The sequence below is a fragment of the Thermogemmatispora sp. genome (assembly GCF_019683755.1).
Taxonomy (GTDB): Bacteria; Chloroflexota; Ktedonobacteria; order Ktedonobacterales; family Ktedonobacteraceae; genus Thermogemmatispora.
In genome coordinates, this window is sequence record NZ_JADGHT010000010.1 from 16,620 (window position 1) to 33,201 (window position 16,582).

At 58.8% G+C, this 16,582-nt stretch carries 12 protein-coding genes and 1 tRNA gene; 6 read left to right on the forward strand and 7 right to left on the reverse strand.

Annotated elements, in window-relative coordinates; all coding sequences use genetic code 11:
- Positions 1-121 precede the first annotated feature (121 nt).
- From corA to IRZ24_RS01815, 4 genes are all read right to left on the reverse strand, one after another.
- Positions 122-1,105 (reverse strand): magnesium/cobalt transporter CorA, encoded by a 984-nt coding sequence (corA, locus tag IRZ24_RS01800; RefSeq protein WP_297160006.1) that lies wholly within the window; start codon positions 1,103-1,105, stop codon positions 122-124.
- 185 nt (positions 1,106-1,290) lie between these two features.
- On the reverse strand, positions 1,291-2,898 hold the full coding sequence (locus IRZ24_RS01805) for a carboxyl transferase domain-containing protein (protein WP_297160007.1): 1,608 nt from the start codon (positions 2,896-2,898) through the stop codon (positions 1,291-1,293).
- 201 nt (positions 2,899-3,099) lie between these two features.
- Positions 3,100-3,540, reverse strand: coding sequence for a thioredoxin family protein (locus IRZ24_RS01810; protein ID WP_297160009.1), 441 nt, complete (start codon positions 3,538-3,540; stop codon positions 3,100-3,102).
- A gap of 30 nt (positions 3,541-3,570) precedes the next feature.
- Complete coding sequence (locus IRZ24_RS01815) at positions 3,571-4,056, reverse strand: DUF4395 domain-containing protein (RefSeq protein ID WP_297160010.1); 486 nt, start codon at positions 4,054-4,056, stop codon at positions 3,571-3,573.
- Between the two features lie 406 nt (positions 4,057-4,462).
- Here IRZ24_RS01815 and IRZ24_RS01820 point away from each other — a divergent pair.
- The 5 genes from IRZ24_RS01820 (at position 4,463) to IRZ24_RS01840 (ending at position 9,705) form a co-directional block, all read left to right on the forward strand.
- Positions 4,463-4,533 (forward strand) — tRNA-Gln (locus IRZ24_RS01820).
- Between the two features lie 247 nt (positions 4,534-4,780).
- Positions 4,781-6,244 carry a bifunctional UDP-N-acetylglucosamine diphosphorylase/glucosamine-1-phosphate N-acetyltransferase GlmU gene (gene glmU / locus IRZ24_RS01825; RefSeq protein WP_297160011.1) on the forward strand — a complete coding sequence of 488 codons (1,464 nt, stop codon included), beginning with the start codon at positions 4,781-4,783 and terminating at the stop codon, positions 6,242-6,244.
- An 8-nt stretch (positions 6,245-6,252) separates the two neighbouring features.
- The gene (locus tag IRZ24_RS01830) at positions 6,253-7,737 is read left to right on the forward strand and encodes a hemolysin family protein (protein ID WP_297160013.1); all 1,485 of its coding nucleotides are present in this window, start codon (positions 6,253-6,255) and stop codon (positions 7,735-7,737) included.
- A 318-nt stretch (positions 7,738-8,055) separates the two neighbouring features.
- The gene (locus tag IRZ24_RS01835) at positions 8,056-8,991 is read left to right on the forward strand and encodes a hydroxymethylglutaryl-CoA lyase (RefSeq protein WP_297160014.1); all 936 of its coding nucleotides are present in this window, start codon (positions 8,056-8,058) and stop codon (positions 8,989-8,991) included.
- 108 nt (positions 8,992-9,099) lie between these two features.
- On the forward strand, positions 9,100-9,705 hold the full coding sequence (locus IRZ24_RS01840; RefSeq protein WP_297160016.1) for a hypothetical protein: 606 nt from the start codon (positions 9,100-9,102) through the stop codon (positions 9,703-9,705).
- 586 nt (positions 9,706-10,291) lie between these two features.
- On the opposite strand, the gene IRZ24_RS01845 is transcribed toward IRZ24_RS01840, so the two are convergent.
- Positions 10,292-11,707 (reverse strand): S41 family peptidase, encoded by a 1,416-nt coding sequence (locus IRZ24_RS01845; protein ID WP_297160017.1) that lies wholly within the window; start codon positions 11,705-11,707, stop codon positions 10,292-10,294.
- A 795-nt stretch (positions 11,708-12,502) separates the two neighbouring features.
- Complete coding sequence (gene infC, locus IRZ24_RS01850; RefSeq protein ID WP_322480727.1) at positions 12,503-13,231, reverse strand: translation initiation factor IF-3; 729 nt, start codon at positions 13,229-13,231, stop codon at positions 12,503-12,505.
- Positions 13,232-13,963: 732 nt separating this feature from the next.
- On the opposite strand from infC, the gene IRZ24_RS01855 reads away from it, so the two are divergent.
- Positions 13,964-14,290, forward strand: coding sequence for a hypothetical protein (locus IRZ24_RS01855; RefSeq protein WP_297160019.1), 327 nt, complete (start codon positions 13,964-13,966; stop codon positions 14,288-14,290).
- A gap of 154 nt (positions 14,291-14,444) precedes the next feature.
- Here the strand turns inward: IRZ24_RS01855 and IRZ24_RS01860 are convergent, their stop codons facing one another.
- Positions 14,445-16,451 (reverse strand): bifunctional homocysteine S-methyltransferase/methylenetetrahydrofolate reductase, encoded by a 2,007-nt coding sequence (locus tag IRZ24_RS01860; RefSeq protein ID WP_297160020.1) that lies wholly within the window; start codon positions 16,449-16,451, stop codon positions 14,445-14,447.
- Positions 16,452-16,582: the final 131 nt, after the last annotated feature.

Consider the following 16,582-nt stretch of genomic DNA (forward strand, 5'->3'; position numbering starts at 1 on the left):
CAGCTCCTGATTCGCTGGCTCGTTGTTTTTGATTATACCATCTGCCTGCCAGCTTATTGGCCGGTCTCTCTTGCGCCAGCACTCCACCACTGCATGTAGAGCACCCAGCTCCAGCCAGCTCCTAGAGCCAGTGCAGACGCCGGAAGATCCACAACAGGAGCAACGAGATTCCTCCCATTGCAGCCAGCGCCGCTGGATAGCCATAAATCCAGTGCAACTCAGGCATATGCTCAAAATTCATGCCCCAGATCCCCGCCAGCAAGGCATCCACCATCAAAATGATGGAGGCCGCAGTCAGCGTGCGCATCGTCTTATTGAGATCATTGGACACAATCGAGAGATTGGCGTCCATAGTCGAGCTGAGCTGATCACGATAGAGATCGACAGTGTCAGCGACGCGCATAATGTGATCATAGACATCGCGAAAATAGAGCAGGGCATGCTCATTGAAGAGGGGATTATCGCGATTCGTGAGCACATTGAGAACATCGCGTTCGGGACCGACAATGCGACGCAACTTCAGGAAGCGCTTCTTAAGAGCGAGCAGCTCCTGAGTAAAGGAGCGCTGACGCAGTGCGCCACTGAAAAGCTGATCCTCCAGCGTCTCGGCCTGTTCCACCATAGCATCGAGCACCGGGAAATACTGATCGACGATCGTATCGAGCAAGGAATAGAGCAGGACCACGACCCCACCTTCCAACTGATGGACATTGCGTGTCCAGCGCTGCTCAACCTCTTCTAACTCAGGAATATGCTCATCATGGACAGTGATTAAGAAGCGTTCCCCAAGAAAGAGATCCAGCTCACAGACCTGCAGCCCTGGGCTGTCCGGCGCTGCCGTCGCGCGTAGCGTATAGAAGACCAAGAAAAAAAAGTGCTCATACTCCTCGATCTTTGGGCGTTGATGCTTATGGCCGGCATCCTCCACAGCCAGCGGATGCAGATGGAAAGCCGCGCCCACGCGTCGCAGCTCCTCCTGACTCGGCTGAAACAGGTCGAGCCAAAGCACCGTCTCTTGCTGGGCCAAGGCCTCACGAGCCTCGTCTAGTGAGGTGACACGCTGAAAACAATGCTCCTGGGCATTACAACGCAGAGCTGTCAGCACAAGCGTGGCTGCTCCTTCCTTTAACCATACCTGAATTAAAAGGACGCAGGCCAGTCAAAGCCTCCGTTGGCCTGTTACCTCTCCCAATCACGCAGTCCCAGCAGTCCCACAACGCGGGTCTCGTGTTCGTCTGACACGGTCAGTGCGAGGAGCAGCAAGCAGAGAGCGCAGCCTCCTCCCGTACTCTACATACGGAAGACCCCAAATGGCGTTTCGGGGAGTGGCGCATTGAGGGAGGCCGCGATACCCAAAGCCAACACCGTACGCGTCTCGCAGGGATCGATGATACCATCATCCCACAGGCGAGCCGTGCTATAGTAGGGATTGCCCTCGCGCTCATACTTCTCAAGAATCGGCTGCTTAAAGGCCGCCTCTTCTTCCTCTGTCATCGTCTCCCCGCGCGCCGCCAGATTCTCCTTGCGGATCGTCGCCAGTACGCTTGCTGCCTGTTCGCCCCCCATTACCGAGATACGCGCATTGGGCCACATCCAAAGCTGGCGCGGTGAGTAGGCGCGTCCGCACATCGCATAGTTGCCTGCGCCAAAGGAGCCACCGATAATGACTGTAAAGCGAGGGACTGGCGCGTTGGCCACTGCCATCACCATCTTGGCCCCATCCTTAGCGATGCCGCCGCTTTCATATTGACGCCCTACCATGAAGCCCGTGATATTCTGCAAAAAGATCAGAGGGATCTGGCGCTGGGCGCACAGCTCAATAAAGTGCGTTGCTTTGAGAGCACTCTCCGAGAAGAGGACACCATTATTAGCGATAATTCCCACAGGATAGCCCATCAGGCGCGCAAAGCCGCAGACGATTGTCGTTCCATACAGCTCCTTGAACTCATGGAAGCGGCTGCCATCCACCAGGCGAGCAATCACCTCGCGCACATCATAGCTTTTGCGATAATCGCGCGGCACAATGCCATAGATCTCCTCGGGATCATAGCGCGGCGGCTCCGGCTCAGCAATCTCCCAGGGAACGTACTTGCGCCGCTGCAGATTGGCCACAATGCTGCGGCAGATAGCAAGGGCATGTTCATCATTGAGAGCATAGTGATCGGCTACACCCGAGATGCGACAATGGACATCAGCCCCGCCCAGCTCCTCAGCGCTTACCTCCTCACCGGTGGCAGCCTTTACCAGCGGTGGCCCCCCAAGAAAGATCGTTCCCGTACCCCGGACAATGATCGTCTCATCGCTCATGGCTGGCACATAGGCCCCACCCGCCGTGCACGACCCCATCACCACGGCAATTTGCGGAATCCGCTGGCTTGACATGCGCGCCTGATTGTAAAAGATGCGTCCGAAATGGTCGCGATCCGGGAAAACCTCGGCCTGCAGCGGCAAAAAGGCCCCGCCCGAGTCGACCAGATAGATACAGGGAAGACGATTCTGCTCGGCAATCTCCTGGGCCCGCAGATGCTTCTTCACCGTCATTGGATAGTAGGTCCCGCCTTTGACGGTGGCATCGTTAGCGATGATCATGCACTCTTGGCCCTCCACCACCCCAATGCCCGTCACAATGCCCGCCGAGGGCGCCTCGTTATCATACATATCCCAGGCAGCCAGTGGACTCAGCTCCAAAAAAGGCGTATCGGGATCACAGAGCAAACGAATGCGCTCGCGCGCCAGCAGCTTATTGCGCTTGCGATGACGAGCAATGGCCTCGGCGCCTCCGCCCTGCTGCACCTGCTGTAGACGCTCCTTCAGCTCCGCCACGAGCTGACGGAAATAACGCGCATTCTCCTGAAATTCAGGACTGCTGCGATCAATATGCGTTTCAAGGACACGCATGGGCGTTCGTCCTCTTCCTCTTTGAAGAAATCATTGTCATTGTGACATAAGCCCTTTTCCTCGTCAAGATCTCTCTGGAGGGAGCCAGCCGCACACAGGAGAGGACAGGCCGCCCAGGCCACAGCCAGGTGAGCTGAGAGAGCAAGAGAGCAAAGGAGAGGGAGCAGTGCCCAGGGCGCCAGCAGAAAGCGAAGCCCAGCTTTACTTGCGCACCTGGGCGAGGACGCGATCGATCTGGGCCAGCAACCGTCCGGCAGGAGCAAAGCCATAGTTGACCGCCTGGGCCTTGCCCTCGCCGTCAAGCACGACCGTGGTTGGCAGGGTCAGCACTCGATAGCGCGCCGTCAGTTGCGGCTGAGTCGGTGCATCGATCTCAATGACCTGGACCAGCTCACCGCAAGCCGCTTGTACCTGGCGTAGGGCCGGCTTCTGCAGGCGATGGCACTGCTGACACTCGGCGCTGCTGAAGAGCAAAACGCGTACTGGCGCAGCAGACGTCGCCGTCTCAGGCAGTCCCCCTGCGGCCAGAGCTGGCGCCGCTAAAGCAGCTCGGCGCTGTCGTTCTACAAAGCGCCGCCCGAGTGCCACCAAGCCCCAGAGAAGGGCAGCCAGCCCTAGCAGCAAGGCTGCCCGCCAGAACATTACCTCCATAGTGCACCTGTCCGCTCTACCTTATCGTACACCGCGCCAGTGAAAGCCCCCTTCATAGCGCACGCGGGGGACAAGGCCAACCTTTCCCAAATAGTAGTAGACCAGGCAGCCAGCACAGAAGCCAACCGTGAGGTTGACAAAAGAGAGGACAAACACGAGTAGATCCAGCGCCCAGCCGACCATCGTCGCCGCGGTCAGGAGGAGCACCAGCCCGGCAATCAATAGCAGCGTAGCCCCCACTCCTTGGGCAAAACGATGGGGAGCTGGGTCATCTTCAACCAGACGCGGTTTCAATAGGCCGAGCGGTACGAGCATATGCCGATAGAGCAGAGTGAAAGGACCGGCCACCGGCCAGAGGGCACTCCAGGCCAGCAGCAGCCCGGTGATCAGTACCAGGGGCGGCCAGTTCAGCAGAAAAGCCAAGGCCGTCAGCACGACAACACTGCCCTGTGAGAACTTCGCCAGGCGCGTATCGACGCGCAGGTCGCTTGTGGAAGCAGCTTCCACGACAGTTCCTCCTCTAGTCCAATTCAGGCCGAAGCAGTCCCCATCCCACGCCGAGGAGGGGGCGCCCCGTGGCTGAACGTCAACAGCACCGTTACCTTGAAGACAATGATAACATAGTGTATCTATTAAGTAAACAACCACAGCGCCGCCCGCCGTATTTCTAGCTCTCCGGCACGCCACCGCCGCCCGGGAGGCTCCGGCAAAGGTTAGCCCTGCTTCCCCCTTGACAGAGTTGGCAAGAAAGGGTATCCTGTTTACGGACAGTTACAGACAAGGCCTTGCCTCTCCATTTGCCTTGCCGTTAGAGCGTGCAACAACGACAAGGCAAGCAGAACGCTAGAGCCAGCGTCGAAAGGCCGTTGAGAGCCGAGGTGGTCAGGTGGGTCCGGCAGATAGCTAACCACTTTCGGGTGTGGCCAAGCGGTAAGGCAGCGGACTTTGGATCCGCGATCCCAGGTTCGAATCCTGGCACCCGAGCCGGTGTCGCTCTGCTCCCTGCAGGGGGCAGGGCTGGTCTTGTGTGAGTAACAGTGTGTTCTTGTTCTTTGCCTTGCCTGCTGGTTGTGCAGGCAAGGAGAAGGGGGAGTCTATTTCTTTCCCACATCTGAGCCGCAAAGGAGGCTGAGGTGCGTTGTCCTCCTTTCAGCTCAGAGCAGCTTAGCCCGGCGGTGCGTGGCGCAGAGGCATGTGCCGCTGAGGAGATAGCTATGAAACAAGAGGTTCTGTGAATTCGACAATGAAGACCTATGCGACCGTGGTCCTTGCGGCGGGCAAGGGCACGCGGATGCGTTCCGCCCTTCCCAAGGTGCTCCATCCGCTGGCCGGGCTGCCGATGTTAGGCCACGTGCTCAATGCCGTGGAAACCATCCCTCTTACCTCTGCCTTTGCTCCGCTGGCAGCCACCATCACCGCCCATCGCCCCATTGTTGTCGTCGGTTGCGAAGCCGCCCAGGTTCAGGCCGCCTTTGGCGAGCGCTGCTATTATGCCCTGCAGGCAGAGCAATTGGGTACCGGCCACGCTGTCCTGGCTGCGCGCGAGGCTGTTGATGCTCTGACCCCTCTTCCCGAAATCGTGCTCGTCTGCTATGGCGATACGCCTCTCATCAGTGCCGAGATGCTGGCCCGTGTTCTGGTCCGGCATGTGGAGAGTCAGGCTACTGTCACCTTCCTGACAGCTATGAGCGAGCAGCCTTCGGACTTTGGGCGCGTGGTTCGTGATGCCTCGGGAGCCGTCGTAGAGATCGTCGAGGTCAAGCGTGCCACCGAAGAGCAGAGGCGCATCAAAGAGGTGAACTCGGGGGTCTACTGCTTCGAGCGCTCCTGGCTCTGGGAAACTTTGCCCCGCCTCGCACGCAATCCCTTCAGTGGGGAGTATTATCTCACTGATCTGGTGGCGATTGCGCGCTCACAAGGGCGCACCATCGCGACTGTGACCGGCGCGCTGGAGGAGACCGTCGGAGTGAACGATCGGGTACAGTTGGCAGCAGCCGAGCAAATCCTGCGTCGGCGCATTCTGGAGCGCCACATGTATGCGGGCGTCACGATCGTTGATCCCGCGGCCACCTACATCGATGCCGAGGTCTCTATCGGGCCCGATACGGTCATCCTGCCAGGCACAATGATCACAGGTCGCACGCAAATCGGTTCTGGTTGCCGGATCGGTCCCGGCACAACCATTGACTCCTCGATCATCGGGAATCGCTGTATCATTCGTAACTCAGCTCTTGAAGAGGCTATTCTAGAAGACGACGTACGCATCGGCCCCTTTAGCCACTGCCGCCCTGGCGCCCACCTGGCCCGCGGTGTGCGTATGGGCAACTTTGGCGAGGTGAAGAATGCGTATATCGGCGCGGAAACAGACATGCATCACTTCAGCTATATTGGTGATGCCACTGTCGGGGCTCATGTCAATATCGGTGCGGGTACAGTGACTTCCAACTATAATGGGATCACACGTCAGAAGTATCGCACGATTATTGAGGACGGCGCCTTTATCGGCTGCGATACGATCATTGTGCCGCCCGTGACCATCGGTGAGGGAGCTATGACGGGCGCCAATGCAGTGGTCAACCGCGACGTGCCTCCTCATGCGCTGGTGGTTGGTGTGCCCGCCCGTCTGCTGCGCATGCTCGATCCCACAGCAGCAGAGCAGGCCTCCTCAGAAGCAGAAGGAGGCAAAAAGGAGTAATTACGACTATGGACGCCGATGGCATACCCCTTGTCAGGATTGCCGCCGCTCTTAGTCTCTCTCTCCCCCAGCTCGACGGTGTGGCCTGGCTGCAGTTGGTCATCCTTTTTATCGCTCTGATCCTGTGTGCTACGGCCTCCGCCGCCGAAACCGCGCTGACTTCGGTCAGCCGCATCAAACTGAAAAACCTCGTCGAGGAGGGTGACCCACAGGCTGCCGAGCTAGAGCGTCTGCTGGCGCATCCGAATACATTCCTCTCGACGATCCTGGTGGTCAACAGTATCGCGGTGATCGTAGCCTCTAGCATGGCTACAGTGCTGGCGCTGCGCTTCTCGGCCACCTGGGGCGAGCTGATCGCAACTGTGCTCATCTCGCTGATCGTCTTGATCTTCTGTGAAATTACGCCCAAAACCGCCGCTGTGCAGAACCCTCTGCGCTGGGCACGTGCCTTGAGTGGCTTTGTGCGCCTGGCCGCCTGGCTGCTGAGGCCCCTGGTCTGGTTGCTCGGGGTAATCACGACTTCGCTGGCGAGCCTGCTCGGGGGCGAGCTGAAGCACGCTGGCCCCTTCGTGACGGAGGAAGAGCTGCGTCTGCTTGTCTCGGTCGGAGAGCAGGAGGGGGTACTCGAGGAAGAAGAGAAGGAGATGATTCATAGTATCTTCGAGTTCGCCGATACGCCGGTGCGCGAGGTCATGGTCCCCCGCATCGATATGATTACGCTGGAGGCCGAGACCACCGTTGATCAGGCCGTCGATGTGGCCCTGCAGGGCGGCCTCTCCCGTATCCCGGTCTATGAGGGTTCGCTCGATAATATCCTGGGCATTCTCTATACGAAAGATCTCTTGAAAGAGCTGCGGCAGGGCCATCATACGCGCCTGGTACGAGAGCTGGTGCGCCCGGCTTACTTCGTGCCGGAAACCAAGAAGCTCGATGATCTGCTGCGCGAGATCCGTCAGCGTCGCACGCACATGGCGATCGTCGTTGATGAGTATGGCTCGGTGGCTGGCCTAGTGACGATTGAAGATCTGATGGAAGAGATCGTCGGCGACATTAAGGATGAGTACGATCGCGAGGAGAACCTGTACGAGCGCGTCAGCGATACTGAGTACATCGTCGATGCGAAGATGAACATCGACGATTTCAACGAGCTGATGGGGACGAAGCTCGATAACGAGGACTATGAGACGCTCGGGGGCTTCTTGTATGCTCAGCTCGACAAGATCCCCGTGGCCGGTGATACGATTACCTATGGGGATCTGAATTTGACGGTGCTGGCAACCCGCGGACGGCGCATTACGAAGGTGCGAGTACTGCGCTTGAGCAGCTCAGCTACACCAGAGTCGCTGGCGGCAGCCGCGGAACAGCCCCGGCTGCCGGCGCCGCAGCCTTCGACGCCTGCTTCAGGCACTGGCGAGAAGAAGCGAGCTACCGCCTCACCTAAGCAGGCGATGGCTCAGTCCTCAGTGATGAGAGAGGCGACCAACCTTTCCTAGGTCGGGATAAAGAAGCCTGGTTTTGGGCTGGCTGACCGGCTTGCGAAGTGTTGCTGTTTCTAGCTCGCTCGCCGGTCAGTTTCCTTAAACAGAGAACGAGCATCTGACGCTGAAAGGCTGGGCAGAGTTCGCTTGTCTCCCTGCCGGTCTCTGCCAGTCCCCGTCACCTCAGCTCCGGTTAAGCAGACTCCATGTCGGAGAAAGGAGAGAGCAGCCCCCGCCACGCTGTCTCCACTTCGCTGAGCAGCTTTACAGAGTGGGAAGCAGGAGCGCGTCGGTCGTCACGCTTGTCAGTCCGTGAAGGGGCCGCGTCTAGCGATGAAGCTTGATTTGTCGACTCTACCGCCTCAAGTACGCGTCGTCGAAGTTGGACCACGCGATGGCTTGCAGAATGAAAAAGTCCAGGTGCCGACGGAGCAGAAGATCCAGTTTATCCGTCTGTTGGCCGAGGCAGGCTATACAGAGATTGAGGTCACTTCCTTCGTCAGTCCGCGCGCCGTGCCGCAGTTGAGCGATGCCAGCGAGGTCATAGCAGGCCTGCGTGACCTGCCAGCAACACTGCGTCTGACCGCTCTGGTGCCTAATCTCAAGGGTATGGAGCGCGCTTTGGCTGCCGGGCTGCGCTCGGTGGCAGTCTTTACTGCGGCAAGCGATAGCTTCACGCAGCATAACATCAATGCTACAGTGGCAGAAAGCCTGGCTCAGTTTCGCCCCGTGCTGGCTCTGGCCCAGCGCGAAGGGGTGCGCGTTCGCGGCTATATCTCGACGGTCTTCGGCTGCCCCTATGAGGGACGGGTTGAGCCGCGGCGCGTGCTGGCAGTGGCTCAGGAGCTGCTGGAGATGGGGGTAGCTGAGCTATCTTTAGGCGACACGATCGGCGTGGCAACTCCTAATCAGGTGGTTGAGGTGCTGGAGTTGCTGGTGACAGATGGGGCGATTCCCCTCGACCGCCTGGCGGTCCACTTCCACGATACACGCGGTACCGCGCTGGCCAATGTGCTGGTCGCGCTACAGATGGGAGTGAGCTGCGTCGATGCCTCTGCCGGCGGCCTGGGTGGCTGCCCCTATGCCCCAGGTGCCAGCGGCAACCTGGCGACTGAGGACCTGCTTTACATGCTCCACGGTATGGGCATCAAAACCGGTATCTCGCTAGAGCAGGTCGTTAAGGCTACACGCTTTATCACCACGATACTCGATCATCCACCGACAAGCAAATATTACCTTGCTGCTACTGCTCAGACCCAGTGTAGCTAGAGCTAGTTGACTGCTCCTTTCTCTCTTTACTAAAATAGAAACCTGTATCGATGGCCAATCCCATCGACCGGTTGCTGTCTTGTTCTGTTCTGAGGAAGGAGCAAGTTTGTGATTCGATTGTTTTACTGGCTCTACCGCTTTGTTTCGGCCAAGGATAAGCCGCTGCTACAGCTAGTGGTGGGGATGTTGCTGATTCCTCTCGGGGCCGTGGTGGCCTATGCAGCTTGCAGCGGCGAATATATCTATCCCTATTGGGTGATTCTGGGCGGCGGTCTAGCCTTTTTCGGCCTGGCGCTGGTGCTCAAGGGTCTGATTATCCTACTGAGCCGTCGCAGCGCCAGCCCCGCTACTGCCAGGTTGGGGCCCCAGCAGACGCAGGTCGCCGGCGCGGGACCTGGCCCGGGTCTGACTGGTCAGTGGCCTGGAGGTTCGCCCTTTCCCCCCGGACAGGGCCTTTATCCCGGTGCTAGCTCAGCCTCCGCAAGCTCTCCTCCTTTTGCCGGCCTCCCTCCCTCTCAGTTGTCATGGTGGGGTGGGACACCCTGGCCAGCAGGATCAGGGGGGAGCTATGCCGGCTACCAGCCGGGGTCTCCGCAGGCACCACAGCCTTACCCGCCTTTTCCAGGTCAGCCACCATACCAGTCACAAGGAGCGCAGCCGAGGTGGCAAGCCCCTTATAACCCTCAGGAGGGCGATTCCTCAGCGCGACGCTAGAGCGGACGGCTCAATATGCCGCTCTGCCTTTAAGTACTCTGTCGGGTCGTCGGTCCACTGGTTACGCACCTGTCGCCTCGACTTAGGTTGATCTTCTGCTCGTCGATCGAGAGCAAAGCAAGTACTACAGCGCAAGGGACGTCAGGCTGCCTGGTCGCCTGGAACAGTAAAGATTCTTGCTCCAGCGCTGGCAATGGCGCAGGAAGCGCTAGTCATCGCTGAGGCGACCTCTGTAAGAGCAGCCAGCCGAGAGGAAGCTGTATGCCGAGACAGGGCAGTCTCCGCCAGGCTTCCAACTCTGCCCTTGCCTGCTGCTCGCAGTTATCCCCTTCTCCTTTCAGCGGGAGAAGGCTCCTTTCGCCTCCGCACGACACTTAGTCTCCCGCACCGCTGCCATTGGAGCGAGCCTTACCCCACCATAGCGCGCCCACTGCCCTATTTCTCCCTGGTCCTCCCGCAGCCAGCCAGCTCAGCCAGCTTGCTGAGGAGAGCAGGCCCTCCGGCTTCCAGCAGCAGACAGCCAGGCAAGCAGACAAGCAACAAGACTGCAAGAGAACAAAGGGCGTCATAGTCCACGGCGCCCAGACTAGCGTGTGTTGGCCTGGAGATACTGCAAGGCCCGAATTAGCTGGCTATCGCCGCTTTGGAGAATCTGCTGATAGCTCAGGTGATCGCGATTCTCAGCCGTAGGCGTCAGCGGGCTTTGGCCACTCTTGAGCGAGACCACGATATTCGGCTGAATGCCATTTTGGCGAATAAAGTGACCATCAGGTGTCAGCCATTCGGCTGTCCCGAGCAGCAGCTCAGAACCATCCGAGAGAGGGAACTGCTGTAGCACTGTACCCGTGCCATAGGTGCGAGTGCCAATAATTATTGCCCGATGGTTGTCTTGGAAAGCGCCCGAGACGATTTCCGCAGCACTGGCTGTCCCATTATCAACAAGCACCACCAGAGGGATTTTGGCATCGACCACATGCCCCGTGACCTGATAGGGGGTGCGGCTCCCTGAGCTATCTTGCTCCAGGAAGACGGTGCCGCTGGCCTGGAACTCGCTCACCGTGTTGATGGCCTCCTCGACAAGGCCGCCCGGATTGCCTCGCAGATCAAGCACAATCGCTCTGGCCCCCTGCTTCCTGGCTTGTTCAATACTGGTGCGTAACTGATCGCTGACCCCATCGGCGAATTGTACGATCTGGATGTGGGCCACATGGATCTCAGGGATGTAGTGCATGATCACATTTGGCACAGTGATCCGGGCACGTCTCATGCGAAAGGTCAAGGTCTGATTAGTACTCGGACGCCGGATGGTCAGCGAGACAGAGCTACCCTCCTGCCCTCTCAGGAGTGAGCTGATCGTCTCCAAATCCTTCCCCTGGACGCTCTGACCATTCACCGAAAGCAGAATGTCACCCGGCTTCAGGCCAGCTTTCTCCGCCGGCGCGCCAGGTACCGTGTCGCTGATGACCACTTGCTTGGTAGTGGGATCTTGCTGAATGTAGATGCCAATGCCAACCAGGGTTGGGCTCAGCGACTGGTTGAAGGCCTGGACCTGATCAGGCGTGAGGAAGCGCGTATGACCTTTATCACCAAGGGTATCAAGCATAGCCTGGATGGCACTGTAGGCCATCTTCTGGTAGTTAATAGCTTTACGATCAACGTACTTCTGATCGACCAAGGTCCAGGCTTGCTGCACCAATTGAGCATATTTCTGTGACTGACTACTGGCGGGGAAGGAGCCGGAAGAGAAAAACTGGTGGCTAAACCAGCCGGCAATGAAAGCCAGAATGAGCAGCGCAGTCACAGTGACAGTACGACGGACAGCAGCACGGCAACCAGGAGGTGTAGACTGGTCAGATGAGGGGCCAGCAGAACCAGCAGAAGCAGAGACAGCAGATGGCGCTTGCGGATCAGAGCCGGAGTCGGGGACACTCTCAGTAGAAAAGGACCTCCAACTGCGCTGCTCATTGTCTTCATACCAGCGCGGGTCATAATAGTTGCTCACCAGATTCCTCCCAAGAATGCGTCTCTAGCTAGCTAGCAACCAATGACAGGTAAGAAACAGCAGGCAGAGGCAATCACAAGTACAGGCAAGTCAGTGCAGCCAAGCAGGCTTGGCAGCAGCCGAAGCGGACGGAAGGGTCAGCAGTCAGTCGCGCAGCCTGCCGCCCGAGAATAGGCCAGCTCCAGACAGAACCTAAGTAAGACAGGACGCGACCGGAGCCTGCACTGGCCAGGATGAGCCAGAGGGTCATCCGCCTGGTCCCAGGTAGAGGCGCACAACAGCAGCCGCCGTGTCCTTCCACAAAACCAGGCTGCCGGCGATCAGGAAACAGACTAGATCACCAGCAGACAGAGCATCTGCGGTGAAGCTACCAGGGCAATCCTTTTCGTATGGTAGTCGTCCTGGCACGAAAAGTCAACCGCTCATGCGGGTAGAGAAGAAAAAGGACGTAGTTGCTGGAAACTACGTCCTTTGGCAAGATGTATCAAGTCGTCTGTCTTTCTACAGGAGAAGAGCATCCGCTCCTGCAAACACAGGAGGGAGGCAGAAAGCGACGGTTGAGACAGGGCTCCAGCTCTCCAACAACGACCAGTGGGGAGAGACCCCAACAGCGGCTGTACTTGCCGATTTCAGCCAGAGTAGCTTAGCTGTCAGAAGCTGCTGCTGACAGCCGGGGCCTCCCTCCTGACAGAGGTCTGAGGAAGCCCCGGCGCTGTATGCCCTCTCTTGATCTCCCTGCACCCTTAGTACAGAGAAAGCTCAGGAGGGAATGTGACAGAGAAAGACCATCTTTCGCTACTTCTGCTGAGTATCAGTGGCTTCCCCCACCTCTTGGCTCCCAGCGGCAGGAGCGGATGGGGAGGTTGGTGCCTGACTGCCAGCCATGGCGGCAGCCGTTGCCACCTGGCGTTTACCGGTGGGGGCAGGTGCCTGTTTCTTGGGCGGTTCCCACCCCGGCGCGCGCGAGATAATCATCGACATCACCCGGCCCTCCATGACGGGCGGGCGCTCGATGACCGCCGTTCCCTTGAGGGTCTCGGCGATGCTATCCAGCAGCCTACGGCCAATCTCTGGGTGGCGCAAGTCCGGTCCGCGGAACTGGACGCTGACTCGCACCTTATCGCCATCAGCTAAGAACTCCTGGATCTTGCGTGTTTTCACACCGACATCATGTTCATCAGTACGAGGGCGCAAACGAATCTCCTTCAGCGTAATCGTCTTCTGGTGCTTGCGCGCCTCGCTCTCTTTCTTGGCCTGCTCGTACTTGTACCTTCCATAGTCCATCAACTTGCAGACCGGTGGTACAGCGTTGGGCTGCACTTCGACTAAATCCAGATCCCTCTCACGGGCAATTTCAAGAGCGCGGGGCGTCGGCATCACACCGATCATTTCGCCATTCTCATCGATGAGGCGTACTTCTCGTGCCCGAATGCGCTCATTAACCCGTGTTTCGCGCGTCCGGTCATTCCCCCGAGGATCTCTGTTAATAGGCCAAACCTCCCTTTTCCTTTCCTGACTTGTGATGACCTGCTTACCTGTTAACTCTAGGGCGAGTGTCTATCCCGTGGATAGACGGATAAAGTGTAGCATAAGGGATGAGGGAAGTCAATTGATTTTGCGCGCGCTCGAGTAACCCAGGGTTCTTCTGAGCTACCCTTGCCCTCCTTCTCAGGCCGCCTCTCACCTGGTGTCTGTTCTCTGGCAGCAGCAAGCCCGCCTCTGTGGCCGCTCGGTCCTGTTCTTCGTGTCATATCTGCCTGCTTGGCCTGTTGACAGGCCAGTATGTCGCCACAGAGTGGCCCTATCTTATGTTATACTTATTGAGGTAATGCGTTTGTTGGCCCTATCCTCTAAGCTTTCACCTGACGCGGAAGATCGCTGGCTGCGTCCTTCTATGCGCATTGTCTGTGCTTCAGATGCTGCTTCCGCGCCGCGTATCTGGGTTCGCGGTGCCGGAAACTTGAAGGAGGACCACTACGAGCGGTTGCCTGGCCACCGCCTCCATCTCCCTTGCCCCCCACGCTGGCACCTTCATCGCCGGCGTGTAGGAGAAGCCGGCTGGCGCAGCAGGCCTGTCTACCGGCCCTCCAGGTGGCTGGCAGGTCCCTGTATCCCTACTCAGCTTTCCAGTTCCCGCTTGCTCGTTCAGGTCTGTGAGCACGTCCTGGGCGCGGCGCTTGCTCTCTGAGGTCGCTACCAGGAGTGCTGGCTCTGAGGGTTCTCTGTGCATGTGATGCACAACCCGACAGCAGAGGCATGCCCATGCGAACGCTCTATACTGGCCATGTCACTATTGGCCGACGCACCGTCCACTCATTCACTTACGCGGAAACGCTCTACGAGGCAGAAGAACAATTAGCAGATACTCTCCAGCGCTATATCAGAGACCGCTATCGGCTGGCGGCCTCGCTCGTGCTTCCACGTATCAGCGTGGTCTCACGTCCTCATGGTTGGAGCCTGCCAGGCGGGCCATTCCTTCCTGGCACGAGCCGTCAGTATTCTCAGCGCTATGCAGCCCAGCAGCGCTCTGAAGACCTTCCCGAAGGTCTTGTCTACGAGAGTGAGGCCGCCAACGCTCCTTAAGGATACTAAAGGGCGGGAGCTGCTCAGCCTATCAGTCGGGATCTACCGGCAGCGCCGAGCAGCTCCCGCCGCGCCATCAGTGCTCACCGTACGCCAGAGCGCCCCTTTTCCTTCCAGAGAGGCACGGCGAGCGCCGTCACGGTCGGTAGCGCACTCAGGCACCGGCAGGAGTTTCACGCAGCAAGCGCGTGAGGCGACCGACGATATCGTAGCGTCGGTAAGAGGGAAGCAAATAGACACCCTGGACGAGGTCACGCGCCTCCATCAGCAACTCCTGCGCAAGGCGCAAGCCCTCCTCCGTCCCCTGGTCGCCTGCGGCGCGCATGCGCTCGCGCACCCGCTCAGGAATGGTGACGCCGGCGACCTCATTGTGAAGGAATTCGGCGTGGCGCCAGCTATGCAGGGGAATGCAGCCGAGAATAATGGGGACCGGTGGCTTGCCAACGCGCTTAAGGAAGCGCTCCAAAGGAGCCAGCTCATAGATGGGCTGGGTCATGATAAAGTGCGCCCCGGCCTCCAACTTGCGATAGTACTTCTCAATCTCACGCTCGGCCTCCTCCTCGCTCATATTGAGATTGAGCGCCGCCCCAATGTGGAAAGAGGCTTTGGCGCCGATCGAGCCGCCGGCGGCATCATGTCCCTCGTTCATACCACGCAGGATACGGATCAGTCCAACCGAATCGACATCCCAAACGCCCGTCGTATTGGGATAGTCGCCCACGCGTAGCGGATCGCCCGTCAACGCCAGAATATTGCGCAGTCCCAGAGCATGAGCACCGAGCAACTCGGCCTGCAGCGCCATCAAATTGCGATCGCGCGTTGTAAAGTGAATGATTGTCTCTATGCCTAGGTGATCCTGGATGAGGCGCGCCAGGGCGATGCAGCTCATGCGCACGCGGGCCAGAGGGCTATCAGCAATGTTGATGCAGTCCACGCCATCGCGCTGGAGCTGAGCAGCCCCTGCCAAAATCTTGGAAGGATTGAGGCCCATCGGCGGGTCTAATTCGACACTGATGACGAATTCGCCAGCCTCTAACTTCTGCTGCAGACGGGTCTTACTTCCCTCTTGGGGCAAAATGACCTCTTCTTCAGGCAGTGTACCGATGGGAGGACGACGCTCGCTGCGCACCTGAATCAACGACGGGGCCGACCGGCTCCTTTCCGCTCCCTGGGTAGGCGCAGGCGTGCCGTTCTGCTGGCCGGCACCTTCCGGCAGGCTCGCGCCTCCACCACCGCGCCCATAGTGGGTATCAAGCGCCCTACGCATAGCCTCGATATGGCGCGGTGTAGTTCCACAGCAGCCTCCAATGAGCCGTACCCCAGCCTGAGCGAAGCGCAGAGCGTAGTCAGCAAAGTAGTCAGGCGTCGAGACATAAAAGAAGCGATTGCCGATGCGGGTCGGCAAGCCAGCATTAGGCTGAGCCGAAAAAAGCGGAGGTCGCCTCCCTTGCAGCTCAGCGCTCTGGATCTCCCCCGCCAGGGCAGCAATCATCTCCTGCAAGGCCTCCAGTGTCATTGCCGGCCCAACGCAGCAATTGGCCCCCATGACATCTACTCCCAGCTCATAGAGTTCTCGCGCGACACTGGCCGCCGACTGACCGGAGAGCGTGCGCCCATCTTCATAGAAGCTGACTTGTGCCACGATCGGCAATCCACCGACCTCCTGAGCTGCCAGAATGGCCTGCCGCAGCTCGGCCAGACTGGTAAAGGTCTCCAAAATCAGCAGCTCGGCCCCCCCCTCCTGGAGGGCCTCGATCTGCTCGCGAAAAGCGGCCCGCACTTCGCTGAGCCTCCCTGTCTCAGGAGCCTGGAGTGGCTGGCCGCTTGGTCCAACCGCGCCAGCGATAAAGACGGGCAAGCCGACGATCTCGCGAGCCTCGATCGCCCGGCGCACCCCCTGAAAGTTGATTTCGCGGACGCGATCCTCCAGATTGTAGGCAGCCAGACGCAGGCGATTGGCACCAAAGGTATTGGTCTCAATGATCTGGGCTCCGGCGCTGATGTATTCGCGATGGATGCCCTGAATCAGCTCCGGGCGCGTCACATTGAGCAAGTCAAAACATTGCTCGTAGGGCACGCCCCGCGCGTAGAGCAGGGTGCCCATTGCTCCGTCACACAGCAACGGGCCCTGTCGCAATCGCTCCAACAATACATGTTCCATAATAACAGACCACTCCACCGGCGATACTGGCAATTGAGTTCACTACGTTGTCCTTTTATTGTACTCCCTCTCTGGCCCCTTCTTCTAGAGTGGAGACGCCTCCCAAGGGCAGGCTGGCCGCGAGATAGGCG